Below are 26,896 nucleotides of genomic sequence, written 5' to 3' on the forward strand. Positions count from 1 at the left end.
CCGGGAAGGAGGACCGCATGACCACGACCACCGGCGAGACCGCCACCTCGGACGGCATCGCGATCCGCCGTCGGCGCAAGCCGGCCACCCCCTATCTCCTGCTGATCCCCGCCCTCGCGGCCCTCCTGGTCGGCCTGGGGTACCCCGTCTACTGGCAGGTCGTCACCTCGCTGCAGGAGTACGGCCTCATGCAGCAGTTCGGCGCCCCGCCGCGATTCGTCGGGTTCGACAACTTCGCCCGGATCTTCACCGACTCCCAGGTGTGGTGGGTGGTCGCGAGGTCGATCGCCTTCTGCCTGGTGAACGCCGGGCTGACCGTCGGCATCGGTCTGGGGCTCGCGGTGCTCATGCGCGCCGTGCACGGCTGGGTGCGCATCGTCATGCAGGTCACCCTGCTCCTGGCCTGGGCGACCCCGCTGGTCGCCGCCGTGACCGTCTTCCGCTGGTTGTTCGACTACCGCACCGGGGTGGTCAACTGGTTGCTGGTCCAGCTCGGCTGGGAGTCCATGGCCGGCCACAACTACCTCGAGACGCCCCTGCAGTTCTTCATGGTGGCCTCGTTCATCGTCATCTGGATGTCCGTGCCCTTCGTGGCGATGTCCATCTACGCCGGGCTCACCCAGGTCTCGGAGGAGGTGCTCGAGGCCGCGCGCCTCGACGGTGCCGGCCCGACCCAGATCCTGTGGCTCATCATCATGCCGCTCGTCCGCCCGGTCATCGCGATCGTGCTGCTGCTGCAGATCATCTGGGACCTCCGGGTGTTCGCGCAGATCCGGCTGCTGCAGGACGCCGGTGCGCCGGTCTCCGAGACGAACCTGCTGGGGAACTTCATCTACCAGCTCGGCGTGGGCCAGCAGAACTTCGGCGGGGCCGCGGCCGTGTCGATCTTCGTGCTGCTGCTGACCGTGGTGCTCTCGGCGCCGTACGTGCGCTACCTCATGAAGGAGGACGTGGCATGAGCGCCGTCCTGACCCCTGCCGGCCCGACCGTCGCCGCCGCGCACGAACCTCCGAGGCTCCGGGGGCGTCGGGTCCGCCCGGCCAAGATCCTGCTGAGCGTCCTCGGCCTGGCCCTGGCCCTGCTGTGGGTCTTCCCCGTCTACTGGATGATGCTCTCGGCCGTCACCCCGGACGCGGTGCTGCGCAGCTCCACCCCGAGCTTCCTGCCGGTCCACTTCACACTGACCAACCTGCGGTCGGTCCTGACCGACTCCGGGTTCCTCAACGCCCTGGGCATGAGCCTGATGGTCACCGGCCTGGCGCTGGTGCTGGTGCTGGTGTTCGCCTTCTTCGCCGCCCTGGCGATCAGCCGGTGGCGGTTCCGGGGGCGCAAGAGCTTCATCCTCGCCGTGCTGTTCATCCAGATGCTCCCGGCCGAAGGGCTGTTCATCGCCCAGTACCAGATGATGTCCAGCCTCGGTCTGCTCAACCAGGTCGTCGGGATCTCCGTGCTGTACGTGGCCATGCTCGTGCCGTTCACGATCTGGATGCTGCGCGGCTTCGTCGCGGGGGTGCCGATCGAGCTGGAGGAAGCCGCGATGGTCGACGGGCTGTCCCGGACCAAGGCCTTCGTCCGGATCACCTTCCCGCTGCTGGCCCCCGGGCTGGTCGCCTCCGGGGTGTACGCGTTCCTGCAGGCGTGGAACGAGTTCACGACGGCGCTGGTGATCCTGCCGGCGGAGTCGGCCCAGACGCTGCCCATCTGGCTGCGCAGCTTCCTGTCCGCGTCGGCGAACCGCGGCATCGACTGGGCCGAGGTCATGGCGGCCTCCACCCTCATCGCGGTCCCCGTCATCGTCTTCTTCCTCTTCGTGCAGGGCCGCATGACGTCGGGCCTCGTCTCGGGCGCGGTGAAGGGCTGACGTGAGCGACGCGAGAGCGACGGTGCGGACTGTGCCGTCAGGGTTCAGCGTGGGCCTGGACATCGGGGGGACCAAGACGCTCGCCGTGCTCCTCGACGGTCACGGCGACGTGCTGGCCCAGACGCGACTGATCACCGAACGCGGCCCTGTGGGGGTCGTCGACGGCGCGGTGCGGGCGGTCCAGGGAGTCGTGCGCCAGGCGGGCGTCCCGCTCGACGACGTGGACGGCGTCGGCGTCGGTGTGCCGGGCCTGGTGGACGCCGGGGCCGGCACCGTGCGGCACGCCGTGAACGTCGGCGTCGACGGCGCTCCCCTCGAGCTCGCCACCCTCCTGTCGGCACGTCTCGGCGGCGTCGGCGTCGAGGTCGAGAACGACCTCAACGTCGCTGCCGTCGGTGCCGCCCACCTCGTCGAGGCGGAACAGGGCCGCAGCGTTCCGACGGATCTGGCCTTCCTCGCGCTCGGGACGGGCCTCGCCGCAGGTCTCGTGCTCGACGGCCGGCTGCGCCGCGGCAGCCGCGGTGCAGCAGGGGAGATCGGTCACGTCCCCGTCGACCCGTCCGGTCCGCCGTGCGCCTGCGGGCAGCGCGGCTGCCTGGAGCTGTACGCCTCGGGGTCGGCGGTGACAGCGCTGTGGCCGACGGCGTCGGGGCGCCCGGCCCCCGTGGAGATGTTCGAGGCAGCCGCCCGCGGCGACCTCGACGCGCTCGCGGCACGCGAGCGCTACGCGCGGGCCGTCGCGGCCGCCGTCCGGATGCTCGTGCTCACCGTCGACGTCCAGCACGTGGTGCTCGGTGGCGGGGTCTCCCAGCTCGGGCGGCCGTTGCTCGACGTCGTCCGCGACGCGCTGACCGACGAGTCGGCGGCCTCGGCGTTCCTGCGCTCGCTCGACCTGCCGGGGCGGGTGCGCCTGGCCCCCGGCCGCGTAGCCGTCGGTGCCGTCGGTGCCGCCGTCCTCGGCCGGGGCCAGGGTGTGCGGGCCCCGCACCCGGCCTGAAGAACCATGCACGATCCACCGGGCCGGCGCGGGTGATCCTCGCTCCGCCCGTCACGACGAGAGGACCCTCCCTGTGATCCGACGACGCGCTGCCGGCGCGTGGGCAGCCGCCCTCGCGCTGGTGCCCGTGCTGTCCGCCTGCGGCCCCACCGAGGTCGTGCCCGAGTCCTCGGACGACATCGTCCTGTGGCTGGTCGGCGACGACACCGGCGACGCCCTGCGCGAGCACCTCGTCGAGACCTTCGAGGCGCGGAACCCCGGGGCGACGCTGACGATCGAGCAGAAGGAGTGGGGGACGCTCGTCGACGACCTGGAGTCCTCCCTGGGGGACCCGGCCGCGACGCCGGACGTCGTCGAGCTGGGCAACACCCAGGCGCCGACCTTCACCCACGCGGGCTCGTTCCGCCCGATCTCCCCGGAGCTGTACGAGGAGCTCGGCGGGGACGACCTGCTGCCGTCGTTCGTCGAGGCGGGATCCGTGGACGGCACGATCTACGCGCTGCCCTACTACTTCGGCTCGCGGTACGTCTTCTACCGCAAGGACGTGTGGGAGGAGGCCGGCGCGACGGTGCCGCAGACGCTCGACGAGTTCGGCGAGACCGTCAAGCGCCTGCGGGACGGCAACCGGACCGGCTTCGCGATGGGGGGCCAGGACTGGCGCAACGGTGTCTCGTGGGTGTTCGCGCACGGTGGCGAGCTCGCCGTCAAGGAGGGCGACACGTGGGTGTCGACCCTGTCCGACCCTCGCACGATCACGGGGCTCGAGGCCTGGCAGGACATCTATGAGAACGCCTCCCACCTGCCGGTCACCGAGGTGGACGTCGCCTACTGGGACTTCCTCAACGACGGCCTGGCCACCGGTCAGCCGGCCGCCGCGAGCATGATGGCGCCGTCGTGGGCACGATGGTCCATCGGGGACCTCGTGCGCGACGAGAACAACCAGGAGGTGCGTGACGGCATGGCGGACAGCGACCGCTTCGGGATCTTCGCGCTCCCCGGCCTCGACGGCGGGGTGGCGCCCGTCTTCGCGGGCGGGTCCAACATGGCCGTCTCCGCCCTGACCCGCAACGCCGAGCTGTCCGAGGACCTGCTGCGGGTGGTCTACTCCGAGACGTACCAGACCATGCTCGCCGAGGCGGGCCTCGGGCCGGCGAACTCGACGTTCGCCGAGGCGCTGACGGGCGACAAGTTCGGCCGCACGCTGGTGCGCACGGCCGAGGCGTCGAAGCTGACCCCGCCTGCTCCCGGCTGGGCGGACATCGAGTCGCGCGGCATCTACGAGGAGCTCTTCAAGGAGATCGCGCGCGGCGGCAGCGTACCCGCGCTCGCCCAGCAGTACGACGCGGTGATCACGCCTCTCCTCGACGGCACCGCCGAGGACGACTGAACCGCTCGTCGTCGCACGCGACGACGGCACGAACAGGAAGGAGACCTCCATGGAGGTCGTCATCGCACCCGCCGAGGAGCTGGCGGTGCTCGCCGCCGACGCGATCGAGGCGGTGCTGCGCAGCCGGGACGAGCCCGTGCTCGGCCTCGCCACCGGGTCGAGCCCGCTGGCGGTGTACGACGAGCTCGCGCGGCGTCACGCCGAGCAGGGCCTGTCGTTCGAGAGGGCCCGGGGCTTCATGCTCGACGAGTACGTCGGGCTGGCCGAGGACCACCCCCAGCGGTACCGCAACGTCATCGCCACGGAGATCGCCGAGCGGGTGGGCTGGCCGGCCGAGCGCGTCACCGGTCCGGACGGCGCGGCGACGGACCTGCCGGCGGCGTGCGCGGCCTACGAGGAGTCGATCGCGGCGGCGGGCGGGGTGGACCTGCAGATCCTGGGGATCGGGACGGACGGGCACATCGCGTTCAACGAGCCGGGGTCGTCCCTGGCGTCGCGCACCCGGATCAAGACGCTGACCCGTCAGACGCGGGAGGACAACGCGCGGTTCTTCGACGACGACGTGGACCAGGTGCCGACGCACTGCCTGACGCAGGGGCTCGGCACGATCATGGAGGCCCGGCACCTGGTGCTGCTGGCCACCGGCAGGCACAAGGCGGAAGCGATCCACCAGCTGGTCGAGGGGCCTGTCTCGGCCATGTGGCCGGCGACCGTGATGCAGTGGCACCAGCACGCCACGGTGCTGGTGGACGAGGCCGCGGCGTCCCGGCTGCAGCTCGCCGCCTACTACGGCCAGACGTACGCCTCCAAGCCTGCCTGGCAGGGCCTGTAGGCGGGTGCCGGGGGGTCGACGGCGGTGTCCGGCACGTAGGATGGTGCCCATGAGCGAGCCCCTCTCCACCCCTCCCTCGCAGCCTTCGCAGGACCCCGGTTCGGGTACCAGCGTCCTCGAGCGCCCGGACACCCGTGAGCAGTCCGCGGAACCGGGCGACCACGAGCGGTTCGCGCACTACGTGCGCAAGGAGAAGATCATGGCGTCGGCGATGTCGGGCAAGCCCGTCATCGCCCTCTGCGGCAAGGTCTGGGTCCCCGGGCGCGACCCGTCGAAGTTCCCCGTGTGCCCTGTCTGCAAGGAGATCTACGACGGCCTGCGCGACCCGCAGGACGGCGGCAAGGGTGGCGACGACGGCGATTCCGGCAAGTGAGCGCCCCGCTTCCTGAGCCGGAGTCTCTCGACCTCTTCGAAGCCGCCGCGGAGCCGCCCAAGCCGCTGCCCCAGTCGCCGTCGGTGGCGGCGGCGTCCCACCTCAGCCCGGCCTACCCGCGCCGTGCGCCCTGGGGGACGGCGTCCAACCTGCGCGCCTGGCAGGCCGAGGCGCTCGCCCTGTACCACGAGCGCTCGCCGCGGGACTTCCTGGCGGTCGCCACCCCGGGCGCCGGCAAGACGACCTTCGCGCTGCGGGTGGCCACCGAGCTGCTCGAGGCGGGCGTCGTGCGCCGGGTGACGGTCGTCGCGCCGACGGAGCACCTCAAGCACCAGTGGGCCGACGCGGCCGCCCGGGTGGGGATCCGCATCGACCCGTCGTTCAAGAACTCCCAGGGCAGGCAGGGGTCCCACTACGACGGCGTCGCGCTCACCTATGCGCAGGTGGCGGCCAAGCCGGCGCTGCACCGTGCGCGGACGCAGGCGGCCCGCACCCTGGTGATCCTCGACGAGGTGCACCACGGTGGCGACGCGTTGAGCTGGGGGGAGGCCGTCCGCGACGCGTTCGAGGACGCGACCCGGCGGCTCGCCCTGACGGGCACCCCGTTCCGCAGCGACACCGCCTCCATCCCGTTCGTGACCTACGAGGCGGACCGCGAGGGCATCCGGCGCTCGAAGGCCGACTACACGTACGGCTACGGCGAGGCGCTGCGTGACCGCGTCGTGCGGCCCGTGCTGTTCATGACCTACTCGGGCGAGATGCGGTGGCGCACCCGTGCCGGGGACGAGGTCAGCGCCCGCCTCGGTGAGGCCATGACCAAGGACATGCACGCCCAGGCGTGGCGCACGGCGCTGGACCCGAACGGCGAGTGGATCCCGTCCGTGCTCGCCGCGGCGGACAAGCGCCTGACGGAGGTCCGGCGATCCGTGCCCGACGCCGGCGGGCTCGTCATCGCCTCGGACCAGACGGACGCCCGCGCCTACGCGGGGCACCTGGCCCGCATCACGGGCAGCAGCCCGACGGTCGTGCTGTCCGACGACGACGGCGCGAGCGCACGCATCGACGAGTTCTCCGCGGGCACGCAGCGCTGGATGGTGGCCGTGCGCATGGTCTCCGAGGGTGTGGACGTCCCGCGGCTCGCCGTCGGCGTCTACGCGACCAGCACCTCCACGCCGCTGTTCTTCGCCCAGGCCGTGGGGCGGTTCGTCCGGGCCCGCAAGCGCGGGGAGACGGCGTCGGTCTTCGTGCCCAGCGTGCCCTTGCTGCTCGAGCTCGCGAACGGCATGGAGATCGAGCGTGACCACGCCCTGGACCGACCCCAGACCGCTGAGGAGCAGGGGATCGAGTACGACCCGGAGGCGGCGCTCCTCGCCGCGGCCAACCGCGAGGAGAAGGCGTCGGGGGAGCTCGTCGGGTCGTTCGAGGCGCTCGAGGCCCAGGCGTCGTTCGACCGGGTGCTGTTCGACGGCGGCGAGTTCGGCACGGGGGGAGACGTCGGGTCCGCCGCGGAGCAGGACTTCCTCGGGATCCCCGGGCTCCTGGACGCCGACCAGGTCACGACGCTGCTGCGCCAGCACCAGGCCGCCCAGGCCAACGGCCGCTCCGGGGCCGGGGCGACGTCGTCGGAGGCCGTGCTCGAGCAGTCCGAGCAGGAGCACCGCAGGGCGGCCGCGCTGCGCAAGGAGCTGTCCAAGCTGGTCTCGGCCTGGGCGCGCAAGTCCAGCCGACCCCACGGGTCGGTGCACACCGAGCTGCGACGGCGCTGCGGGGGCCCCGAGGTGCCGCTGGCCACGGCCGACCAGCTCGCCGAGCGCGTCGAGATGGTCCGCGGCTGGTTCGTCGGCAAGAAGTAGAGCGTCCCGCGTCTGCTGCCGTCAGACGAGGACGGCCAGGGTCAGCGGCTCGTCCTGGCCTTCCCAGGTCGCCGCCAGCGTGGGGACCCCGGGCTCGGGTGCGTGGGGCAGGCGGACCGTCCGGACGGTCGTGGCGCCGTCGGATCCTGTGCCGGGCATCGCCCGAGCCTGGACCAGGGGGGTGCGCTCCGTGACCGTCCCGTCGAGATGGTGCACGGTCTCGGCGGCCTGTGCGGGGCCGGTGAGGATCGCCTGCCGCACGGCCGTCCGGTAGACCGGGTCGGCGTCGGCGTCGTAGAGCCAGCGGGTGCCGAGCACGGAGTGCGTCGCGGTGCCCATCAGGGCGTGGGCGAGCTCGGGTGCCTCGGCGCCACGGTAGGTGCACGGGACGTGGACGACGGTGCCGTCGTCGGTGTGCAGGACGAGGAGCTCGACGCCCACCTCCCCGGCGGGGTCGTCGAGCCGGAGGCCGCCGACGAGCCGCAGGTCTCCGCCCGGGTACCACGGCTGGTCCGGCAGCCACCCCCCGAGGATCTCCTGCTTGCTCGGGACGATGGTCGCCTGGTGAAGAATCGCCATGCCAGCACGATATGCCCGGCGGGGAGCCTGCGGTGGTCGGGTCGTGGCGCTTCTGTTCGTTCATGTGCGGCCGGTTCGGCACACATGTCTGCCGAACCGGCCGCTCACTACCGAACAGAAAGTGCGTCTCACATTGAACGTTAAACGATTCACCTCGTTCCCCGTCGGTGCCTTCGCCGTCATGATGTGAGCGTTCACATCAGGGGTCGACACCGTCGTCGGCCACCTCGACCCGCCACGACCGCACGACATCGGCCGTCCGCCGTGCGTGCCGGTCCAGGAGACAGGAGCGAAGGATGAAGAGGTCCGTAGCCCGCATCGCACTGGGGGTGGCCGCCGCGCTGGCGCTGACCCCGGTGCTGGCAGCGCACACCGACACGCCCGCCGTGGCCGACCAGCACGGTGGCAACTTGATCACCAACGGCGACATGGAGAACGGGACGGCCGGCTGGACGTCCTTCGGGGACGGGACCGTGAGCCCCGGCTGGTGGCCCGTCCACGGGGGCAGCCAGGCGCTGCGGTACACGGACCGGACCGCGTCCTGGAACGGACCGGCCCAGGACGTGACGGCGGCTCTGTCGAACGGCGCCACCTACTCCACGAGCGCCTGGATGCGGACGGAGAGCGGGACCCCGGACGGCAAGGTGACGTTGGCCGTCACCGCCGGCGGCACCACCGACTACGTCGCGCTCGCGCAGGGCGCCGTCGACCCGTGGGGCTGGACGGAGCTCACCGGCGAGGCCACCGTGTCCTGGTCGGGGACGCTCGAGTCCGCGACCCTGTACGTCGAGACGACCAGTGGCACCGACGACTTCCGCATCGACGACGTCGCCGTCCTCGGCGACCACGACGGAGGAGGGTCCACCTGCGACCTGCCGGGCTCGTACCGCTGGTCCTCCACCGGGCCGCTCGCCCAGCCGGGCCCCGGGTGGGCCTCGCTCAAGGACTTCACGACGGTCCCGTACGACGGCGGGCACCTCGTCTACGCCACCACGCACGACTTCGGCGACTCATGGGGATCGATGGCCTTCGACGTCTTCGGCGACTGGTCCGAGATGGGGTCGGCCGCCCAGCACGGCATGCAGTCCTCGACCGTGGCGCCCTCGCTGTTCCACTTCGAACCGGCCGACACCTGGGTGCTCGCCTACCAGTGGGGTGAGTGGCCGTTCATCTACCGCACGTCGGACGATCCGACGAACCCGAACGGATGGTCGTCGCCGAGCCCCCTGTTCACCGGGTCCATCCAGAACTCGGACACAGGCCCGATCGATCAGGCGCTCATCGCCGACGACACCCACATGTACCTGTTCTTCGCCGGGGACAACGGGAACATCTACCGGTCCAGCATGCCGCTCGAGAACTTCCCGGGGAGCTTCGGGTCGTCCTACGACGTGATCATGAGCGACACCACGAACAACCTGTTCGAGGCCGTCCAGGTCTACCGGGTCGACGGCACCGGCGAGTACCTCATGATCGTCGAGGCGATCGGCGCGAACGGCCGGTACTTCCGCTCCTTCACGGCAGACAGCCTCGACGGGCAGTGGACGCCGCAGGCCGCGACGGAGTCCAACCCGTTCGCGGGGAAGGCGAACAGCGGCGCCACCTGGACGGACGACATCAGCCACGGCGAGCTCATCCGCACCAGCGCCGACCAGACGATGACCGTGGACCCCTGCAACCTGCAGCTGCTGTACCAGGGCCGTGACCCGGGCTCCGACGGAGTGGACTACGGCCTGCTCCCGTACCGTCCCGGACTGCTCACCCTGCAGAGCTGAGCAGACCATCTGCGGTCCGCGCCACGACCCGGGCTGCCGGGTCGTGGCGCGGACCGTGCGCCGGACGGGCTGCTCACAACCCCCATGTGACCGTCGGGATCGCTGCCTCGCCGTGCGACAGCCGCCTGGCACCGCGCGGCAGCTCGGCACGGGACGTCCGGTGCTGGGTCGCGGCGTTGGCCACGCCGTACGCACCCACCCAGCGGGAGTCGACCGCGCCGTCGGTCACCAGCGGCACGTGCAGCCGACGCAGGCGGCCGTCGTCGGCGCCGAGCTCGCTGCCGTCCGGCTCCCAGGCGACGACGTCCTCGTCCGGGCCCGTGACCAGCACCTCCTCGACGGCGCGGCCGTCACCGTCGAGGCGGCGTGCCGCCGCCTTGCGACCTCCGCTGCTGGTCTTGCGCACCGAGCTCTTCTCCACCGGCTGCATGCGCCCGCCGGAGTCCGTGCGGGCGACCAGCTTGTAGACCATGCCGCAGGTCGGGGCGCCGGACCCGGTCACGAGCGACGTGCCCACGCCGTAGACGTCCACGGGTGCGGCGGCCAGACCGGCGATGGCATGCTCGTCGAGGTCGGAGGTGACCACGATCTTCGTCTCCGTGGCCCCCAGGGTGTCGAGCTGCTCGCGCACCTCGACGGCGAGCGCACCGAGGTCGCCGGAGTCGAGCCGCACGGAACCCAGGCCGGTACCTGCCGCCTCGACGGCGCGCTCGACGCCGCGCCGGACGTCGTAGGTGTCGACCAGCAGCGTGGTGCCGGCGCCGAAGGCCGCGACCTGGGAGGCGAAGGCCGACGGCTCGTCGTCGTGCAACAGGGTGAACGCGTGCGCCGCGGTGCCGATCGTGTCCAGGCCGTAGCGGAATCCCGCCTCCAGGTTGCTGGTCCCGGCGAACCCGGCCACCACGGCCGCCCGTGCGGCGGCGACGCCGGCCTGCTCGTGCGTGCGCCGCGAGCCCATCTCGAGCACCGGCCGGTCGACCGCGGCGCTCGTCATCCTCGAGGCCGCCGAGGCGATCGCCGAGTCGTGGTTGAGGATGGCCAGCACGAGCGTCTCCAGCACCACGGCCTCGGCGAAGGTGCCCTCCACCTGCAGCACCGGCGACCCGGGGAAGAACGTCTCGCCCTCCGCGTAGCCGGTGATCGTCCCGGTGAAGCGGTAGCCGCGCAGGAAGTCGAGCGTGCGCTCGTCGACCACGCCGGCCCCTTCGAGGTACGCCAGCTCGGTGTCGCCGAAGCGGAAGGCGGGCAGCGCCTCGAGGACCCGACCGGTCCCCGCGACCACGCCGTAGCGTCGCCCGGCCGGCAGCCTGCGGGTGAACACCTCGAACACGCAGTGCCGGTGCGCGGTGCCGTCGGCCAGCGCGGCCTGCAGCATGGTGAGCTCGTACCGGTCCGTCAGCAGGGACAGCGACGGCCGCAGCGCTGGCAGAGGGGCGGCCGGCAGCGACAGCGGCGAGGCGGGGGACTCGGGCGACGAGGCACCGTCGCCCCGGTTCGCGTCGTTCATGCCCCCACCGTAGGGCTCGGCGGGGCGCGGAGCAGCATCAGCGGCGCGTGTCCCCCTACCCTGGTGCTGTGACGACGAGCTCGGCGACGCAGGAGGACACCCGCACCGAGGAGGTGTCCCGGCTCTCCGACCCCTGGGTGACGATCGTGTGGAACGACCCCGTCAACCTCATGAGCTATGTCGCCTACGTCTTCGAGAGCTACTTCGGCTACCCGCAGGCCAAGGCCGCGAAGCTCATGCTGCAGGTGCACCACGAGGGTCGTGCCGTCGTCTCGACCGGTCCGCGAGAACGCATGGAGGTCGACGTGCAGGCGATGCACGGGTTCGGCCTGTGGGCCACGCTGCAGCAGTCAGGGGCGCCGGGCGGCTCCGCGGGCGCGGGGGAGGACGCGTGACGCCGTTCCGGGCGACGCCGGCGGGGTTCGTCGCGCGCTGGGAACCCGTCGAGCGTGAGGTGCTGGCCCGCGTGGCCCGCGACGTCGCCGGGCTGCTGAGTGCCGACGCCGGTCTGCCCGACGAGGTGACCGACCAGGAGGTGGCCTTCACCGGCGTGGCCCGCATCCCGCGGGACCCCGCCGTGCAGCGACTGCTCCCCGACGCCCACCGGGAGGACGCCGAGGTCGCCGCCGAGTTCCGGCACCTGACGCAGACCGATCTCGCCGCGGGCAAGGTGTCCCGGCTGCACACGTTCGCGGACACCGTCGAGGCAGCCGACGACGGCGGCGTGGCCGGTCCTGGCTCCGACGGGCAGGTGCTGGTCGCCCGGGACGCGGCGCAGGACTTCGCGGGGGCGCTGACCGACGTGCGTCTGGTGCTCGGCGAACGGCTGGGCCTGGACGACGACGCCGACGTCGAGCACCTGCATCACGAGGTCCTGACGGGCCTGGGCGTCGTCGAGGAGGCCGACGACGTGGATCCGGACGCTGATCCTGACGTGGACGACGCCGGCCTGGACGCCGAGCAGCGCTCCTACTGGGGCGGCGTGTTCGTCGCGGCCGGGTTCGCCCAGGAGTCCCTCATGGACGAGATGCTCGCCGAGCTGCGCGCCCGCCGGGGCGCGGGCTGAGACCTCCTCGGACCGGCGGGTGGAGACGCCCCGGGCGGGCGTCGAGCTCCGCGAGGATGGCCTCGGCCACGGCGAGGTCGCGGCCGAGGGACGACGGTGACCCGCCGTGCCGGACCGCAGGAGCGCCGTCCCGACGACCTGTCGCACCGCGCTCCTGGCCGATGCCGGCACCCGCCAGGTCACGGAGGGCGACCCTGCCCTCGACCCGCAGCAGCGGGATGCGGAACAGGCGGGCCACGAGGCGGATCTCGATGATCACGACGACCTCACGGCTCGCCCAGCCTGATGTCGGCGTACGGGTCCGGCCTCCTCGACGGGGAAGCGGTCGAGGAGTCCCCGGACTCGGTGGCACGAGCACGCAGCGCCTCGACGAGCGTGCCGGCCGCCGACCGGATCCTCGCGTACTGCTCCCGGCCCGCGCGGGTGCCGGCCACGTACCCCAGCCCGAAGAAGATCGCCCGGCCGAGCGTCCTACGACCGATCATCCTGGTCCTCCTGGTCGTGCGCGTCCTGCCGGTCCCGGATCGCCGAGACAGCGGCACTGAGCGCTGTGACCCCGGCCACGGTGCCGAGCGAGACCAGTCCGGTCCTCACCGCCGTGCTCCCGGAGCGCTTCGACCCGCCGCCCAGCGCCTCCGTGGCACGACGGACCAACGACTTCTTGCGGAACGGAAAAGCCATCATGATGCCCTCGCCTTCCGACCGCGTCGCGGGACACGGTCTCGGATCTCCTCGACGACCTCGGCCTTGCGCGTCGAGCGACTGATCTGCAGCCCCATCTCGCCCGCGAGGTCGAGCAGCTGGTCCTTCGTCATGTCGTCGAGGTCCAGCGGGTCGGTGTCGGCGTCGGCGCCGAGCTCTCGCCCCTCCGACGCGGCGGCCTCCGTGCGCTGGTCGACGGCGTCCGCCCGCCGTCGAGCAGCCTGCGCCTGGTCCTCGGCCTGGCCGGCGATACGTTCGGCCCGCTCGCTCGCCTCGTCGGCGGCCTGCCGGGCGGCGGCCGACGCCTCCTCGGCCAGCTCGCGGGCGTGTCCGAGCTGCTGCCTGGCTCGTTCGATCGCCTTCTCGGCGCTTTCCTGGGCCTTCTCGGCGCGTTCCTGCGCCTGTTCCAGCTGGGCGTCGACGTCGGCCTGCGTGGAGTCGACCCGTCGGGCCGCGAGCACCTCGGCGCGGTCCTTCTTCGCCGCGACGTAGGCGTCCGCCTCCTGTCGCGCGTCGTCCACCACCCGGGAGATCTCGCGGTCGGCCTCCTCGCGCGCGGCCTCGACCCGCTGCCGACCCTCGGCCTCGACCTGCGCGACGGCCTCGGACTGCTCCTTGGCGTTCTCAGCCTCTTCGTGGGCGAGGGTCTCGAGCTCGTGGGCCCGCTCCATGGCGGCGTCCACGCGGGCCAGCCGGCTGTCGGCACCGTCGCCGAACGGCACGGCGTCGGAGACCGTCGCCGCGGCGTGCCGTCCGACGTCCCGGAGGCTGTTCCCGGCGCTCTCCGCCGGGCCCTTCACCGTCGAGTCGAGCGCCCACACCAGATTCTTCGGGAGATCGGCCAGGCCGCGCCGCGCCTGGTGCCCCAGCCATGACAGGGGGTTCGAGCTCATCATCGATCGCTCCTTCTCGTGTCTGCCGACGCCGCAGCACCTCGTCTGCTGCGTCGGCCCCCCGCTCGTTCAGAGAACGGCGGATCCGTCGAGCACGCAACCCCACCTTCACCTGTGGCCCTCACCACGCGTGTCGCCGATCACGAACCCGGTGACCAGGGCCGTGCGCGGATAGGCTGCCAGCCGTGAACGACGCCCCCATCGGGATCTTCGACAGCGGGGTGGGCGGTCTGACGGTCGCCCGCTCGGTGCTCGACCAGCTCCCGCACGAGCAGCTGCACTACATCGGCGACACGGCGAACGGCCCGTACGGCCCCAAGCCGCTCGCCGCCGTGCGCGCGATGGCGCTCGCGGTGATGGACCGGCTCGTCGACGACGGCGTGAAGATGCTCGTCATCGCGTGCAACTCCGCCTCCGCCGTCGCGCTGCGTGACGCCCGCGAGCGGTACACCGTGCGCCGGGGCATCCCGGTGGTGGAGGTGATCCTGCCGGCGGCCCGCCGCGCCGTCGTCGCCTCCCGCTCGGGCCGCATCGGCGTGATCGGGACCAAGGCCACGGTCGACTCGCTGGCGTACGACGACGCGTTCGCCGTCACCCCGGGCCTGCAGCTCACGAGCAAGGCGTGCCCCGAGTTCGTGCGGCTGGCCGAGGAAGGGACGACGTCGGGCCCCGAGGCGCTGGAGATCGCCACCGAGTACCTCGCCCCGGTCAAGGCCGCCGGGGTGGACACGCTCGTGCTGGGCTGCACCCACTACCCGTTGCTGACGGGTCCCATCTCGTACGTGATGGGCCAGGACGTGACGCTGGTGTCCTCGGCGGAGGAGACCGCGATGGACGTGTACCGCAAGCTCGTCGCGCACGACCTGGAGCGTCCGCTCGACGCGCCGCCCCCGGAGCACCGTTTCGCGACGACGGGTGACCCGCAGCAGTTCGAGCGTCTCGCGCGGCGTTTCCTCGGGCCTGAGGTCAACCTCGTGGAGGCGGCATGAGACTCGTGCCCGTCGGTGTCTCCGGCTCGCTGCCCGGGCCCGACTCGCCGGCCTCGAGCTACCTGGTGCAGGCCTCCGACGGGGAGCGGGACTGGAGCGTCGTGCTCGATCTCGGCTCGGGTGCTCTCGGTGCCTTGCAGCGGCACGTCGACCCGCTGGACATCGATGCGGTGGCCCTGTCGCACCTGCACCCGGACCACTGCGCCGACCTCAGCGGGCTCTACGTGTACCTGCGCTACCACCCGGTGCGTGGCTCGCACCGCAGCGGGGTGCCCCGTCGTCTGCCCGTCCTGGGTCCGACGACCTCCCGTGAGCGGGCCGCCGAGATGTACGGGCTGGCCCCGGGCGAGGACATGGACGCCGAGTACGCGTTCCGGACCTGGGAGCCGGGCCGGGCCGTGCAGGTCGGCCCGTTGACGCTCGAGGCGTTCCCCGTCCTGCACCCGGTCGAGGCGTACGGCATCCGGGTGACCGGCCCGTCGACACGGCGGCCGGGGGAGCAGACCACCCTGGTGTTCTCCGGCGACACCGACTACTGCGACTCCCTCGTCGAGGGTGCTCGCGGCGCGGACCTGCTGCTGTGCGAGGCGGCCTTCCTCGAGGGTCGCGACGACGGCGTCACGGGTATCCACCTGACCGGGCACCGCGCGGGCCGGGTCGCCACCGAGGCGCGGGCCGCCCGTCTGCTGCTGACCCACCTGACCGTCTGGACGGACCCGGCCGATGCGCTGGCCGAGGCGCGCGGCACCTACGACGGGCCGCTGGACGTGGCCGTCCCCGGCCAGGTGTACGAGCTGTGAGCACGGTGACGCCGGCGCGGCGCGTCTGGCCTGCCGCCGTCGGCGACGTCGTGTCCGTGGGGGCCTTCGCGGTCGTCGGCACGGCCAACCACGGGTCCGGCGGGTCGCTCGGCCACGTGCTCGCGGTCGCGGCCCCGTTCCTGATCGGGCTGGCCGTCGGGTGGCTCGTCGCCCGGGCCTGGCGCGCTCCCGCCCGGCTGTGGCCGACCGGCGTCGTGGTCTGGGCCGCGACGGTGGTGCTCGGGCTGGCGCTCCGGCCGCTGTTCGTCGGTGGGCTCGAGTGGTCCTTCGTGCTCGTGACGGCGGGCTTCCTCGCGGTCACGATGCTCGGCTGGCGCACGATCGCGTCTCTGATCCGCCGGGCCGCCAGCTCCCGCTGAGGGTTGTGGGCGCGATTTCTGGCCTGCGATACCCGCTCAGACCAGGCAAAACGGGCCAGAGATCGCGCCCACAACCGCACCACCGGGGTGGGGCGGCGTCAGAGGGCGGCGGCGATCTCGGGTGCGAGCGCGCGCAGCGCCTTGCCGCGGTGGCTGATCGCGTTCTTCTCGTCGGGGCTCAGCTCCGCCGACGTGCGGGTGCCGGGCCGGCCGTCCGGCGTCGTCGGCTGCTCGGTCGGCACCAGGATCGGGTCGTAGCCGAAGCCGTGCGTGCCGCGCGGCTCGCGCACCAGCACTCCCGGCATCTCGCCGAGGCACACCTCCTCGCGGCCGTCGGGCGTCACGAGCGCTGCCGCGCAGACGAACGCCGCGCCCCGGTGCTCGTCGCGCACGTCGCCGAGCTGGGCGAGCAGCAGGCCGAGGTTCGCGACGTCGTCGCCGTGGCGGCCGGCCCAGCGTGCCGAGAAGATCCCCGGTGCCCCGCCGAGCACGTCGACGCTGAGCCCCGAGTCGTCGGCGACGGCGGGCAGCCCGGTGGCCCGCGCGAGCGCCCGGGCCTTGATCAGCGCGTTCTCGCCGAACGTCACCCCGTCCTCGACGGGCTCGGGGGCGCCGAGGTCACCGGCGCTGACGACGGCGTCGTCGGGCAGCGAGTCCAGGCCAGGCCGGGCGCGCAGGATCGCCAGGAGCTCGACGAGCTTCTTGCGGTTGTGCGTGGCGACGACGAGCCGGGCCGACGACGGGACGGCGACGGTGCTGGCGGCCACGGTCAGAGCTCCTGGGCGAGGGCGGCCTGCTGCAGCGCCGTCAGCTCGGCCGTCCCGGCCGTGGCGAGGTCGAGCAGCGCGTCCAGCTCGGCACGGTCGAACGGGACGCCCTCGGCGGTGCCCTGCACCTCGACGAAGGACCCGGTGCCCGTGGTGACCACGTTCATGTCGGTCTCGGCGCGGACGTCCTCCACGTAGGGCAGGTCGAGCATGGGGGTGCCGTCGATGATGCCGACGCTCACCGCGGCGACCGAGCCGGTGAGCACCTGCTTGCCGCCCTTGACGTGCCCGTGCCGAGCGCCCCAGGCGACCGCGTCCGCCAGGGCCACGTAGGCGCCGGTGATCGCAGCGGTCCGGGTGCCCCCGTCGGCCTGCAGCACGTCGCAGTCCAGCACGATCGTGTTCTCCCCGAGGGCGGTGACGTCGACGACGGCGCGCAGGGAACGGCCGATGAGCCGGGAGATCTCGTGCGTCCGGCCGCCGATCTTGCCCTTGACGGCCTCACGCTGCGAGCGGGTGTTCGTGGCGCGCGGCAGCATCGCGTACTCCGCGGTGACCCATCCCTCGCCGGAACCCTTCTTCCAGCGGGGCACGCCCTCGGTGAACGAGGCGGTGCACAGCACACGGGTCCTGCCGAACTCCACCAGGACGGAGCCCTCGGCGTGCTCGCTCCATCCCCGGGTGAACGTCACGGGTCGGAGCTGGTCGGGCGTGCGGCCGTCTTCGCGAAGCGTCATGCCGCCCACCCTATCCACCGCCGAACAGGAACCTGGGCCCGCTTTCGACAGTCGAAGCGGGCCCAGGTTCCTGTTCGGCGTGGCTACATGCCGAAGCGGCGGCGCAGCTCGCGGGCGTGTCGGCGCGAGACCTCCACCCGGGAGCGCTGCCGGTCCGCCATCACCACCACCAGCGAGCCCTGGAAGTCCGGCACCAGCTCGCGCACGTGGTCGAGGTTGACCAGGTACGAGCGGTGCGCGCGGAAGAAGTGCCCGCGCAGGCGCCTCTCCAGCTCGTTGAGCGACATCGTCACCAGCAGACGCTCGTCGGCCAGCTTCAGGTAGGAGTACCCGCGCGCCGCGCTCGCGTAGACGATCGACGCCCCGTCCACCAACACCGTCCGGCCGTCCTTCTGCACCGGGATCCGCACCAGCGGATCGCGTTCGTCCTGCGGTGCGGAGTCCGACGAGCGCGCCGAGGAGCTGCCCCCCTCGGCACCGGTCCCCGGGCCGCCCGACGTCGCGGGGGGCGCTGCGCTGCCCGGCGCTGCGCCGTCCTCCGCCCCGAGCGCTCGGTCCAGCGCTCGTCGCAACCGGTCGGCGTCGAAGGGCTTGAGGAGGTAGTCGACCGCCGCGAGGTCGAAGGCGTCGACCGCGTGATCCGGGTAGGCCGTGGTGAAGATGACCTTGGGCGGGTGCGGGAGGTCGCGGAGTGCCGCCGCGACCTCCAGCCCGGACCCGCCGGGCATCCGCACGTCCAGCAGCACCAGGTCGTAGTCGAGGGAGCCCAGCAGGAGGAGGGCTTCCTCACCGTTGGTGGCCTCGCCCACGACCTGGACCTGCCCGACCTCCTCGAGCAGGTAGCGCAGCTCGGCCCGGGCGGGGGCCTCGTCGTCGACGATCAGGGCCTTGGGTCGCATCGGGCGTCACCTTAACGGGATTCGCAGGTCCACGGTGGTCCCCTTGCCAGGGGTGGAGGCGACGTCGAACGAGTACCGGTCGCCGAACAGCGAGTCGAGGCGCTGGGAGATGTTCCACAGCCCCACGCCCGAGTGCTGCGTGCTGCCGGCCCCGGGGCGTTCTCCCGCCAGCAGCCGTTCCAGGACCTCCGGCGCCATGCCGACGCCGTCGTCGCTGACGCGGATCGAGGTGGTCCGGGTCAGGGGGTCGACCCGGGCGCGCAGCTGGACCGTGCCGCCGGTCACCGAGTCCGCGATGCCGTGCTTGACCGCGTTCTCCACGATGGGCTGGATGACCAGCACCGGTACGCGTGACGTGAGGACCTGCGGGTCGAGGTCGTAGCGCACCCGCAGCCGGTCGCCGAACCGCGCCTGCTCCAGGGACACGTACGTCCGCACGAAGAAGTACTCCTGGCTGAACTCGGCGAAGTGACCGTCCTGGCGGACCGCGTAGCGGAAGAAGTCGCTCAGCCGCAGCAGGAGCTGGCGCGACTCCTCGGGATCGGTGCGCGACTTCGAGGCGATCGTGTTGAGGATGTTGAACAGGAAGTGCGGGTTGATCTGTGCGCGGAGCGCGTCGAGCTTGGCGTCGGAGGCCAGGTGGCTCTCACGGTCCATCTCGGCGAGCTCGAGGTGCAGGGACAGCATGGAGGCCATGTCGTCCACGAGCACGCGGGGCGCCGGTTCGTCGTGGACCCGGTAGACCTTGAGCGTGCCGACCACCCGGTCGGCGACCGCCAGCGGGGCGACGACGGCGGTGCGCAACGGGCAGCCAGGTTCCGGGCAGCCGATCCCGTCGCGGGCGTGCATGACCACGGTGCGCTTCTTGTCCAGCGCCAGGCGCGAGACGCGCGTCTGCAGCGTGCCGCCGACGTGGTGGTGGTCGGAGCCCGGGCCGACGAAGGCGAGCACCTGCTCGGTGTCCGTGATGGCGATCGCGTCGCCCCCCAGCAACGGCCGGATCAGCTCGGCGGTCCGGCGCGCGGCGTCCGGGGTGAGCCCGTTGCGCAGCGGCATGGAGCGGCCGGCGGCCGCGATCGTCAGCCCGTCGCGTACCCCTCGTGGGTCGCGGGGCCTGCGAGGCCCGCGGGGGCCCCGCAACGCCGACGGGTAGCCGAGGACGACGACGGTGCTCACCACGAGGCCTGCCGCGAGGGTGGGCAGCACCCCGAGCGGTGGCACGACGAGCACCTGCGTCACGAGGTAGACGGCCGCCCACGTGCCGACCAGCACGCCGGCCAGCAGCCGGCTACCCCCGCGCACGGCGCGCCCTCCGTCCTGCCCGTCGGCGCCGGTTCTCGTCCAGGACGAGCTGCGCGAGGCGTTCGGCGTGCCGGTCGGCCGCCGTGCCGTGCATGATCAGCCACGACTTCTCGACGTCCGCGGGGGCGGTGGTGCGCAGGGACACCAGCACGGTCACCGCCGCGGCGAGCGGGGCGGCGACGAGCGTGGGCGTCACGAGCGCCTCGCGGAGCAACCCGCCGGCGGCGAACAGCCCCGCGGTGAACATCGCGACGGCCACGAGCATCCCGGTCGCCATGCCGGCCACGGCGGCGGCAGCCGTGGTGCGTCGCCACCAGATCGTCAGGAGGAAGACCGGTGTCAGGGCCGACCCTGCGATGGCGAACGCCCAGGTGACCATCGTGGCGACGATCGACGCGGTGGCCGTCGCGAAGGTCTCGGGCCGCAGCGCGAGACCCAGCCCGGCGGCGGCGCACGCCGTGACCAGCGTGGTGACCCGTCCGGCCAGGACGGCCTGGCGCTGGGTGGCGCGGGGGTTGATGTGCCGTTCGTAGACGTCGTGACCCCACGACGCCGCGGCGGCGAGCAGCAGGCCGGCGATGGTGGACATCACCGCGATGAGCGCGCCCGCTGCGACGACCCCGAGACCGGCGTCCCCGCCGTAGATCCTGCCGAGCACCGGCAGGGCGTGCTCAGGGACCTGCAGCACCCCGTCGACGGTCAGGTCGGCGAGCCACGGGTGGTCGTCCACGGCGGTCGGGACGATCTCGCGGGCAGCGGTCCCCAGCATCACCGCCAGGGAGTAGAAGATCCCGGCCAGGCACAGCACCCATACCGTGGTGGTACGAGCCGCGGCTCCGGTCGGGGACGTGAAGTAGCGGTTCATGACGTGCGGGAGGCCGGCCGTCCCCAGGGCGAGCGTGACGATGAGGGCGAACTGGCCCAGGCCGCCGTAGCGGGCGCCGGGCTGCCCGAAGATCGCGGGCTCCTCGGGGTGCAGGGCGTTCTGCTCCGACGTGAGCCCGCCGTCGGGCGCCGGGTTCTCCAACGGTGCGCGCGACAGGTCCGCGACGGCGTCCCCGTAGTGGAAGCCCTCGCCGACGACGGTCGCGGCCAGCCAGACCAGGGCTCCGAGCAGCAGCAGGAACTGCACGGCCTGGGTCCAGGTCGTGCCCCGCATTCCGCCGAAGGCCACGAGCCCGGCGACGACGGCCGTGGAGACCAGGATCCCGGTGGCGTACGGCGACAGCCCGAGAAGCCCGGAGCCGACCAGCAGCTCCCAGGTGATGCCGGAGCCGACCGCCTGCGGCACGAGGTACGACAGGATGACGACCTGCACCACGCCGACGGCGACCAGCCGGACCTTCTCCGAGCCCAGCCGACGTCCCAGGAAGTCGGGGATGGAGAACTCCCCGAACCGGCGCAGCGGTGCGGCCACGAAGAGGAGCACGGGGACGAACCCGGCGGCGAAGCCCACCGCGTACCAGGCGCCGTCCAGCCCGGTCGCGTAGACCGCCGCGGCGACGCCGAGGAACGACGCGGCCGAGAAGTAGTCGCCGCAGATCGCCCAGGCGTTGGTCGCCACACCGACCCGCTGACCGGCCAGGTAGAAGTCGACGGTCGACGCGCCACGCGGGCGGATGACGACGGCGACGACGGTCAGCAGGACGAGCACGCCGGCCAGGGTCAGGGCGCTGGAGCCGTTCACGGCCGCTCACCGGGTTCGTCCAGGGCCTCGCCGGGCGAACCCTCGGGGGTGCCGTCCAGCATCCGGTGCTCCACGGCGGACGACAGGCGTGCGACGGCGATGCCCAGGACGGCGAAGAAGACGTACAGCCCGAAGGCCGCGACGAGGAACCCGGGGCTCATGCCGCCCGCGAGCCTGGCCTGGGACCACCAGTCCAGGGTCAGGGTGAGCACCGGGAAGGCGGCGACGGCGAGCAGGAACACGACGAAGTAGCCCACCGCCACGCGCCGCAGCGTGCGGAAGGTGGCGTCCACCTCCGCCGGGGTGTGTCCCGCGTCGACGTCGTCGTCCATGAGGGTGCCACCCTACGGAGCGTCCGCGCTGCGGACCAGTCCCCGGCCTCGCCCTGCCGGGCGCGCCCGAGACGTCACGCGGGCGGGGCGACGGCGGGGGTGCGGATCAGCCTGACCGTGGTGGCGAGCAGGATGACCGCACCACCGGCGACCATCACGAGCCCGATGCCGGGCATCGCCTGTCCCCAGGCGTCGGTGGTGGCGCTGACCTGCCCCAGCCGGACGAGCTGCCAGACGGCCACGAAGCCCGCGCCGCCGCCCGCGACGAGTCCGTGGGAGATCGCCACCCAGCGCCGCGGGAGGAGGGCTCCTGCCACGGCGACGAAGCCGGCGCACAGGGTCCACAGCCCGGGACCTGCCGTGCCGCTGATGCTCCCGAAGGGTGTGAGGACCCAGGGCAGGAGGCTGCCGACGACCACCACCAGGGCGCCGACCAGGAGCCCGATGCTGCCGGGGTGCAGGATCTGCTTGCGCGGCTTGCCGGTGCGGCCACCCGCTCGGAGCAGGTTGCCGAGGGACGCGCTCGTCGTCGAGGCCATGGGCCGACTCTAGGCATGCACCGGGCGGTCTCGACCTCGCTGCTCGGCCAACGGTCCGATTCGTCCGGCGAACGGTCGCACGACGACCGCGACCGGTCGTGGTGCAGGCCGGGCCGTGCTGCGCCGCTCGGAGGACGACGTCGTCCGTTCGCGAGACGGTCCCGGCCGTCGGGAGACAAGACCTTGTGACCAGTACGAACGGTGCGATTCGCTCGGCCCGTACGAGGACGTACCCCGGGCGACGGTGCCCGGTGGTTCGCGACGAAGGGAGCGTCCGATGTCGGACATCGTGCGAGAGGGCTCGCCAGATCCGGGGCCGCCGGCGAACGGCTGGCGGCAGGAGTACTGGAAGAAGAATCTTCGGCTGATGCTGGTGCTGCTCAGCATCTGGTTCGTGGTGTCGTTCGTCTGCGGGATCCTCCTGATCGAGCAGCTGAACAACGTCGTGATCCTCGGCTTCCCGCTGGGTCTGTGGTTCGCGCAGCAGGGCTCGATCTACACCTTCATCATCCTGATCCTGGTGTACACGCTGCGCATGGACCGGCTCGACGACGAGTACGGCGTCTCCGAGCGCGACACAGAGGGGAACCGGCTGTGAACGAGATTCAGATGTGGTCCCTCGTCTTCGTGGGGCTGTCCTTCGCGGTCTACCTGACCATCGCGTGGCGCAGCCGCGTGAAGGAGACCAAGGGTTTCTACGTGGCCGGCCAGGGCATCCCGGCGGTGGCCAACGGTGCAGCCGTGGCGGCGGACTGGATGTCCGCGGCGTCGTTCATCTCCATGGCCGGGCTCATCGCCTTCATGGGGTCGGACGGGTCGGTCTACCTCATGGGATGGACCGGTGGCTACGTGCTGCTGGCCCTGCTGCTCGCCCCCTACCTGCGCAAGTGGGGGAAGTTCACCGTCCCGGAGTTCGTCGGTGACCGGTACTCGGAGTACGTGCGGCTCATCGCCGCGGTCGCGGCCATCATCGTGTCCTTCACCTACGTGGTCGGTCAGATGCGCGGCGGCGGCATCGTCTTCAGCCGCTTCCTCGACCTGTCGATCGAGGGTGGCGTGGCCGTCGCCGCGGCCGTCATCTTCCTGTACGCCGTCCTGGGCGGCATGAAGGGCATCACCTGGACCCAGGTGGCCCAGTACACGGTCATGATCGTCGCCTACCTCATCCCGGCGTGGACCATCGCGCAGAAGATGACGGGCTTCCCGGTGCCGCAGGTGACCTTCGGTCAGATCCTGGGTGAGCTGGACGCGCTCAGCGAGAAGTTCGGGCTCGCGCACTACACGGAGGCCTTCGCGGCGAGGCCGCAGATCGACGTGTTCCTCGTGACGATGTCGCTGATGATCGGCACGGCCGGTCTGCCGCACGTGATCATCCGCTTCTACACGACCAAGTCGGTGCGCGGTGCACGGTTCTCGGCCTTCTGGGCGCTGTCCTTCATCGGGCTGCTCTACACGACGGCACCGGCCGTGGGCGCGTTCACCAAGCTCAACCTCATGCAGTCGGTGGACGGCGTCGCGGTCGGCTCGTTGCCCGCCTGGGTCAACAACTGGGCGGCGACGGGGCTGGTGACCGTCTCCGACAGCGCGTCGACGGTCACCTCCTTGAGCAACGACCCGGAGTCCGGTGCGGACCTCATCGTCAACAACGACATCCTCGTGCTGGCCACCCCCGAGATCGCCGGGCTCCCGGCGCCGATCGTCGGCCTCGTGGCCGCCGGCGGCCTGGCCGCGGCGATGTCGACGGCGGCCGGTCTGCTGCTGGTCATCTCGTCCTCGGTCTCCCACGACCTGTACTTCCGGGTCGTGAAGAAGGAGGCCTCGGAGTCGCAGCGCCTGCTGGTGGGTCGCATCGCCATGGGAGCTGCCGTCGTCGTCGCGATCTACGGCGGGATCAACCCGCCGGCGTACGTGGCACAGGTCGTCGCGTTCGCGTTCGGGCTGGCGGCCTCGACGTTCTTCCCGATCCTCGTGCTCGGGATCTTCTGGAAGCGGGCCAACGCGATCGGTGCCGCAGCCGGCATGGTCACCGGTCTGGTGTTCACGGCGTCGTACATGATCTACACCCTCGACGTCTTCGGCACCTCGGCGAACGAGCACGTCCTGGGCATCTCCCCGGAGGGCATCGGCGCGATCGGTGCGCTGGTGAACCTGATCGTGACGGTCGTGGTCTCGAGGCTCACGGCACCACCGTCGGAGCACATCCAAGAGATGGTGGAGGGGATCCGCTACCCGGCCAGGCGGGTGGAGGCGCCGGCTTCCGAGTAGTCCTGGTGAAGGACGGGGTTCCCTGCACCGCGCGGTCGCGCTCACGGGCGCTGCGCGCCCTCCGCTTCCGGTCTGACGACCGCGCGGAGCAGGGAACCCCGTCCTTCGTCCGGATCGCTCGTCGTCCGGGCGGGACGAGGCAGGTGGTGGGGGTGTCAGAGGGAGCCGACGCCCAGGTTCACAGGGCTGCCGGCGATGTTGCCGACGATTCCGCGGATGATGCCGCTGCCGTCGTTGCCGCGCAGGCTGTCGTACCAGGCGGCCGTCTTCGCGGCGTCGTACCCGTGCGTCTCCTCGCCACGGGCCCGCGCGCGCAGCACGAGGTCGCCGGCACGGGCGGTCCTGCTGCGCTCGTAGCGCCGCAGGGAGTCCTCGGCGCTCACGGTGTTGGTGGCGAGGCTGGTCGCGAGGGCGAAGGTGTCCTCCAGTGCGAGACACGCTCCCTGCCCGATGTCGGGGGCGGTGGGGTGGGCAGCGTCTCCCAGGAGCGCGACGCGGCCGCGGACCCAGGTGGGGAACGGGTCGGCGTCCCAGATCTCCACCCGGTTGAGCGAGCGCCCCGGGTCGATGGCCGCGAGCAGCGCCTTGACCCCGGGCGCCCAGTGCGCGAACGCCTCGTCCAGCGGGGCGGTGCCGTCGGCGCGGTCGTAGGGCAGGCCCGCGGGCTGCGGGACGTCGAACCAGAAGTAGAAGCGACCGTCGGTCACGGGCATCACTGCTGCGCGCTTGCCCTCGGCGACATAGGTCGTCCACTGATCGGCAGGTCCGACCGCCGGGTCCGCCGTGACGAGCCCGTTGAAGTTGGTGTAGCCCGAGTAGGTCCGTTCGACGCGCGGGCCGCCCTCGTGCGCCCCCGTGACGTGGTCGCGGGTGACGGAGCGGGCGCCGTCGGCCCCGACGAGCAGGTCGGCGCTGTCGGTGGAGCCGTCGGCGAACGTCGCGGTCACCCGCTCCCCGTCGTCGACGACGGAGACGAGCTCCCTGCCCAGGTGGATGTTCTCGGTGCCGACCGTCTCCATCAGCAGGCCCTGCAGGTCGGCCCGTGCCACGGGGTAGGGGCGTTGGCCGGTCTGGTCGGTGACCGGAGCCAGGCTGAAACGGCACAGCTCGTCGCCGGTGCGCCCGTCGAGGTACGCCATGTGGTGCATCGCGCCGCCGAGCGCGGCCACCTGGTCGCCCAGGCCCAGCCAGTTGAGCACCTTGACGCCGTTGGACCACAGCGACAGCGCAGCGCCGACGGGCTTGTTCTCCCTCATCCTGTCGTGGACGACGACGTCGTGACCGAGCCGCTGCAGGGCGATGGCTGCGCTCGCACCACCGATGCCGGCCCCGATGACGATGATCTTCATGCTGATCAGCTCCCGCGGTAGGTCGAGTAGGCGAACGGGCTGAGCAGCAGCGGGACGTGGTAGTGCCGGTCGCCGGCGTCGGCCTCGACGACGAAGGACACGGTCACCTCGGGGTAGAACGTCTCGACCTCTCGTGCGCCGAAGTACGTCCCCGTGGCGAAGGTCAGGTCGTACCGGCCGGCCGGCAGCAGCTCAGGGCCGAGGGCGGCTCGGCCGTCGGCGTCGGTGGTGCCGGCGTCGACGCGCCGGCCCTGCTGGTCCGTCAGCTCGACGTGGACCCCCGCCGCCGGGGCGCCGGTGGTGGCGTCCAGCACGTGGGTGGTCAGGTGGCTGCTCACGAGGCGGTCCCTCCTGGGTCGGCGGTGAGGTCGTCGGTGATCGATTCCCGCAGGCGGAGCAGGGCGATCTCGGCGAGCTGGCCGCAGGCCTCCGCCACCTCGGTCGGTTCGTCGTGGCCGAGGCGGCGGTCGAGCTCGGTGAGCATCTCCTCGGGCGAGCGGCCGGCGGCGCGGACGAGGAAGACACGGCCGAAGCGCTGCTCGTAGGCGCGGTTCTGGGCCGCGATGCGCGCCGAGACGTCGGCGTCGGCGTCGGCCATGCTGGCCTGCTCCCGGCGGGAGGCCTGGGCCTGAGCGCCATCGCCGGAGGGCTTCGCCCCGATCCTCGGGTGGTCGGCGAGCGCCGCGTCCAGCTCGGCACGGCTCCACCGGGCCGCCGTCCGCTCGGCGTGAGCGCGCAGGGCGGCGGTCGAGCCGTAGGGGCGGGCGGCGACCACGGCGTCGACCCAGTCGGGCACCGATGCCCACACGGACACGACCGACCGTGCTGCCGCGGTGCCCAGGGTGTCGAACTCGTCGATGTGCACGGTCGTCCTCTCGTCGGGCGGTCGTGCGCCGGAACGGTGGGTGGGGTCGGTGAGGAGCCCCATTGAAGCGGGGCGGACCACGCCGGACGTGAAGTGCGTGTAACCCTTTGGTTAAGTGATCACTTATGGGCGCCGCGATCGTGCGCATACGATGTCCGCA

General features: G+C 72.2%; 31 protein-coding genes. 15 read left to right on the top strand and 16 right to left on the bottom strand.

The window, feature by feature from the left end; all coding sequences use genetic code 11:
* Nucleotides 1-17 precede the first annotated feature (17 nt).
* From HDG69_RS05875 to HDG69_RS05905, 7 genes are all read left to right on the top strand, one after another.
* Nucleotides 18-959, top strand: coding sequence for a carbohydrate ABC transporter permease (locus HDG69_RS05875; RefSeq protein WP_171782765.1), 942 nt, complete (start codon nucleotides 18-20; stop codon nucleotides 957-959).
* Complete coding sequence (locus tag HDG69_RS05880; RefSeq protein ID WP_171782766.1) at nucleotides 956-1,861, top strand: carbohydrate ABC transporter permease; 906 nt, start codon at nucleotides 956-958, stop codon at nucleotides 1,859-1,861. Before HDG69_RS05875 ends, HDG69_RS05880 begins: the two co-directional genes overlap by 4 nt.
* Nucleotide 1,862: 1 nt before the next feature.
* A complete protein-coding gene (locus HDG69_RS05885; RefSeq protein ID WP_343036279.1) occupies nucleotides 1,863-2,858 on the top strand; it encodes an ROK family protein in 996 nt (331 codons plus the stop codon).
* 73 nt (nucleotides 2,859-2,931) lie between these two features.
* Nucleotides 2,932-4,245: an extracellular solute-binding protein gene (locus tag HDG69_RS05890; protein ID WP_343036280.1), complete on the top strand. Its 1,314-nt coding sequence runs from the start codon at nucleotides 2,932-2,934 to the stop codon at nucleotides 4,243-4,245.
* A 49-nt stretch (nucleotides 4,246-4,294) separates the two neighbouring features.
* Complete coding sequence (nagB, locus tag HDG69_RS05895; RefSeq protein ID WP_171782767.1) at nucleotides 4,295-5,077, top strand: glucosamine-6-phosphate deaminase; 783 nt, start codon at nucleotides 4,295-4,297, stop codon at nucleotides 5,075-5,077.
* Nucleotides 5,078-5,126: 49 nt separating this feature from the next.
* Nucleotides 5,127-5,450, top strand: coding sequence for a DUF3039 domain-containing protein (locus HDG69_RS05900; RefSeq protein ID WP_171782768.1), 324 nt, complete (start codon nucleotides 5,127-5,129; stop codon nucleotides 5,448-5,450).
* Complete coding sequence (locus tag HDG69_RS05905) at nucleotides 5,447-7,303, top strand: DEAD/DEAH box helicase (RefSeq protein WP_425484012.1); 1,857 nt, start codon at nucleotides 5,447-5,449, stop codon at nucleotides 7,301-7,303. Before HDG69_RS05900 ends, HDG69_RS05905 begins: the two co-directional genes overlap by 4 nt.
* A gap of 21 nt (nucleotides 7,304-7,324) precedes the next feature.
* Here the strand turns inward: HDG69_RS05905 and HDG69_RS05910 are convergent, their stop codons facing one another.
* The gene (locus HDG69_RS05910; protein WP_171782769.1) at nucleotides 7,325-7,882 is read right to left on the bottom strand and encodes a maltokinase N-terminal cap-like domain-containing protein; all 558 of its coding nucleotides are present in this window, start codon (nucleotides 7,880-7,882) and stop codon (nucleotides 7,325-7,327) included.
* Between the two features lie 296 nt (nucleotides 7,883-8,178).
* On the opposite strand from HDG69_RS05910, the gene HDG69_RS05915 reads away from it, so the two are divergent.
* A complete protein-coding gene (locus HDG69_RS05915) occupies nucleotides 8,179-9,657 on the top strand; it encodes a non-reducing end alpha-L-arabinofuranosidase family hydrolase (RefSeq protein WP_216645162.1) in 1,479 nt (492 codons plus the stop codon).
* A gap of 73 nt (nucleotides 9,658-9,730) precedes the next feature.
* Here HDG69_RS05915 and HDG69_RS05920 read toward each other — a convergent pair whose 3' ends face one another.
* Nucleotides 9,731-11,164, bottom strand: coding sequence for a nicotinate phosphoribosyltransferase (locus tag HDG69_RS05920; RefSeq protein WP_171782770.1), 1,434 nt, complete (start codon nucleotides 11,162-11,164; stop codon nucleotides 9,731-9,733).
* Nucleotides 11,165-11,232: 68 nt separating this feature from the next.
* Here HDG69_RS05920 and clpS point away from each other — a divergent pair, with 68 nt between their 5' ends.
* Together clpS and HDG69_RS05930 are read left to right on the top strand one after the other, a co-directional pair.
* Entirely contained in the window at nucleotides 11,233-11,559 is a 327-nt protein-coding gene (gene clpS / locus HDG69_RS18870) for an ATP-dependent Clp protease adapter ClpS (RefSeq protein WP_171782771.1), read from the top strand.
* The gene (locus tag HDG69_RS05930) at nucleotides 11,556-12,230 is read left to right on the top strand and encodes a DUF2017 family protein (protein ID WP_171782772.1); all 675 of its coding nucleotides are present in this window, start codon (nucleotides 11,556-11,558) and stop codon (nucleotides 12,228-12,230) included. The genes clpS and HDG69_RS05930 overlap by 4 nt, the downstream gene beginning before the upstream one ends.
* Here the strand turns inward: HDG69_RS05930 and HDG69_RS05935 are convergent.
* The 4 genes from HDG69_RS05935 to HDG69_RS05950 are packed head-to-tail and all read right to left on the bottom strand — an operon-like array spanning nucleotide 12,181 to nucleotide 13,828.
* Nucleotides 12,181-12,489 carry a hypothetical protein gene (locus HDG69_RS05935; RefSeq protein ID WP_171782773.1) on the bottom strand — a complete coding sequence of 103 codons (309 nt, stop codon included), beginning with the start codon at nucleotides 12,487-12,489 and terminating at the stop codon, nucleotides 12,181-12,183. The genes HDG69_RS05930 and HDG69_RS05935 overlap by 50 nt on opposite strands.
* Nucleotides 12,490-12,496: 7 nt before the next feature.
* Nucleotides 12,497-12,715, bottom strand: coding sequence for a hypothetical protein (locus HDG69_RS05940; protein WP_171782774.1), 219 nt, complete (start codon nucleotides 12,713-12,715; stop codon nucleotides 12,497-12,499).
* On the bottom strand, nucleotides 12,702-12,914 hold the full coding sequence (locus HDG69_RS05945; RefSeq protein ID WP_171782775.1) for a hypothetical protein: 213 nt from the start codon (nucleotides 12,912-12,914) through the stop codon (nucleotides 12,702-12,704). Before HDG69_RS05945 ends, HDG69_RS05940 begins: the two co-directional genes overlap by 14 nt.
* Nucleotides 12,911-13,828, bottom strand: coding sequence for a hypothetical protein (locus tag HDG69_RS05950; RefSeq protein ID WP_171782776.1), 918 nt, complete (start codon nucleotides 13,826-13,828; stop codon nucleotides 12,911-12,913). The genes HDG69_RS05945 and HDG69_RS05950 overlap by 4 nt, the downstream gene beginning before the upstream one ends.
* 182 nt (nucleotides 13,829-14,010) lie before the next feature.
* On the opposite strand from HDG69_RS05950, the gene murI reads away from it, so the two are divergent.
* The 3 genes from murI to HDG69_RS05965 are packed head-to-tail and all read left to right on the top strand — an operon-like array spanning nucleotide 14,011 to nucleotide 15,994.
* Nucleotides 14,011-14,814 (top strand): glutamate racemase, encoded by an 804-nt coding sequence (murI, locus tag HDG69_RS05955; protein ID WP_171782777.1) that lies wholly within the window; start codon nucleotides 14,011-14,013, stop codon nucleotides 14,812-14,814.
* Nucleotides 14,811-15,614 carry an MBL fold metallo-hydrolase gene (locus tag HDG69_RS05960; RefSeq protein ID WP_171782778.1) on the top strand — a complete coding sequence of 268 codons (804 nt, stop codon included), beginning with the start codon at nucleotides 14,811-14,813 and terminating at the stop codon, nucleotides 15,612-15,614. The genes murI and HDG69_RS05960 overlap by 4 nt, the downstream gene beginning before the upstream one ends.
* Nucleotides 15,611-15,994 (top strand): DUF3054 domain-containing protein, encoded by a 384-nt coding sequence (locus HDG69_RS05965; protein WP_343036281.1) that lies wholly within the window; start codon nucleotides 15,611-15,613, stop codon nucleotides 15,992-15,994. The genes HDG69_RS05960 and HDG69_RS05965 overlap by 4 nt, the downstream gene beginning before the upstream one ends.
* A 98-nt stretch (nucleotides 15,995-16,092) precedes the next feature.
* On the opposite strand, the gene rdgB is transcribed toward HDG69_RS05965, so the two are convergent.
* The 7 genes from rdgB to HDG69_RS06000 all read right to left on the bottom strand — a co-directional run bounded on the left by rdgB (nucleotide 16,093) and on the right by HDG69_RS06000 (nucleotide 22,257).
* Nucleotides 16,093-16,761, bottom strand: coding sequence for an RdgB/HAM1 family non-canonical purine NTP pyrophosphatase (gene rdgB, locus HDG69_RS05970; RefSeq protein ID WP_171782779.1), 669 nt, complete (start codon nucleotides 16,759-16,761; stop codon nucleotides 16,093-16,095).
* Nucleotides 16,762-16,763: 2 nt separating this feature from the next.
* Nucleotides 16,764-17,498, bottom strand: a complete 735-nt coding sequence (gene rph / locus HDG69_RS05975; protein ID WP_171782780.1) for a ribonuclease PH — start codon at nucleotides 17,496-17,498, stop codon at nucleotides 16,764-16,766.
* Nucleotides 17,499-17,581: 83 nt separating this feature from the next.
* Nucleotides 17,582-18,397 carry a LytR/AlgR family response regulator transcription factor gene (locus HDG69_RS05980; protein ID WP_171782781.1) on the bottom strand — a complete coding sequence of 272 codons (816 nt, stop codon included), beginning with the start codon at nucleotides 18,395-18,397 and terminating at the stop codon, nucleotides 17,582-17,584.
* A gap of 6 nt (nucleotides 18,398-18,403) precedes the next feature.
* On the bottom strand, nucleotides 18,404-19,699 hold the full coding sequence (locus tag HDG69_RS05985; RefSeq protein ID WP_171782782.1) for a histidine kinase: 1,296 nt from the start codon (nucleotides 19,697-19,699) through the stop codon (nucleotides 18,404-18,406).
* The gene (locus HDG69_RS05990) at nucleotides 19,686-21,386 is read right to left on the bottom strand and encodes a sodium:solute symporter family transporter (RefSeq protein WP_171782783.1); all 1,701 of its coding nucleotides are present in this window, start codon (nucleotides 21,384-21,386) and stop codon (nucleotides 19,686-19,688) included. The genes HDG69_RS05985 and HDG69_RS05990 overlap by 14 nt, the downstream gene beginning before the upstream one ends.
* Complete coding sequence (locus tag HDG69_RS05995; protein ID WP_171782784.1) at nucleotides 21,383-21,718, bottom strand: hypothetical protein; 336 nt, start codon at nucleotides 21,716-21,718, stop codon at nucleotides 21,383-21,385. The genes HDG69_RS05990 and HDG69_RS05995 overlap by 4 nt, the downstream gene beginning before the upstream one ends.
* A 74-nt stretch (nucleotides 21,719-21,792) precedes the next feature.
* Nucleotides 21,793-22,257: a hypothetical protein gene (locus HDG69_RS06000; RefSeq protein WP_246255998.1), complete on the bottom strand. Its 465-nt coding sequence runs from the start codon at nucleotides 22,255-22,257 to the stop codon at nucleotides 21,793-21,795.
* Between the two features lie 277 nt (nucleotides 22,258-22,534).
* On the opposite strand from HDG69_RS06000, the gene HDG69_RS06005 reads away from it, so the two are divergent.
* Together HDG69_RS06005 and HDG69_RS06010 are read left to right on the top strand one after the other, a co-directional pair.
* Nucleotides 22,535-22,855 carry a DUF4212 domain-containing protein gene (locus tag HDG69_RS06005; RefSeq protein ID WP_171782785.1) on the top strand — a complete coding sequence of 107 codons (321 nt, stop codon included), beginning with the start codon at nucleotides 22,535-22,537 and terminating at the stop codon, nucleotides 22,853-22,855.
* Nucleotides 22,856-22,866: 11 nt separating this feature from the next.
* A complete protein-coding gene (locus HDG69_RS06010; protein WP_216645163.1) occupies nucleotides 22,867-24,522 on the top strand; it encodes a sodium:solute symporter family protein in 1,656 nt (551 codons plus the stop codon).
* A gap of 155 nt (nucleotides 24,523-24,677) precedes the next feature.
* Here HDG69_RS06010 and hpxO read toward each other — a convergent pair whose 3' ends face one another.
* The 3 genes from hpxO to uraD are packed head-to-tail and all read right to left on the bottom strand — an operon-like array spanning nucleotide 24,678 to nucleotide 26,736.
* Nucleotides 24,678-25,871: an FAD-dependent urate hydroxylase HpxO gene (hpxO, locus tag HDG69_RS06015; protein WP_171782787.1), complete on the bottom strand. Its 1,194-nt coding sequence runs from the start codon at nucleotides 25,869-25,871 to the stop codon at nucleotides 24,678-24,680.
* A 5-nt stretch (nucleotides 25,872-25,876) separates the two neighbouring features.
* Nucleotides 25,877-26,209 (bottom strand): hydroxyisourate hydrolase, encoded by a 333-nt coding sequence (gene uraH, locus HDG69_RS06020; RefSeq protein WP_171782788.1) that lies wholly within the window; start codon nucleotides 26,207-26,209, stop codon nucleotides 25,877-25,879.
* The gene (gene uraD / locus HDG69_RS06025) at nucleotides 26,206-26,736 is read right to left on the bottom strand and encodes a 2-oxo-4-hydroxy-4-carboxy-5-ureidoimidazoline decarboxylase (protein WP_343036282.1); all 531 of its coding nucleotides are present in this window, start codon (nucleotides 26,734-26,736) and stop codon (nucleotides 26,206-26,208) included. The genes uraH and uraD overlap by 4 nt, the downstream gene beginning before the upstream one ends.
* Nucleotides 26,737-26,896: the final 160 nt, after the last annotated feature.

It is taken from the genome of Isoptericola halotolerans (assembly GCF_013149785.1).
In the GTDB taxonomy this organism is placed as follows: Bacteria; Actinomycetota; Actinomycetes; order Actinomycetales; family Cellulomonadaceae; genus Isoptericola; species Isoptericola halotolerans.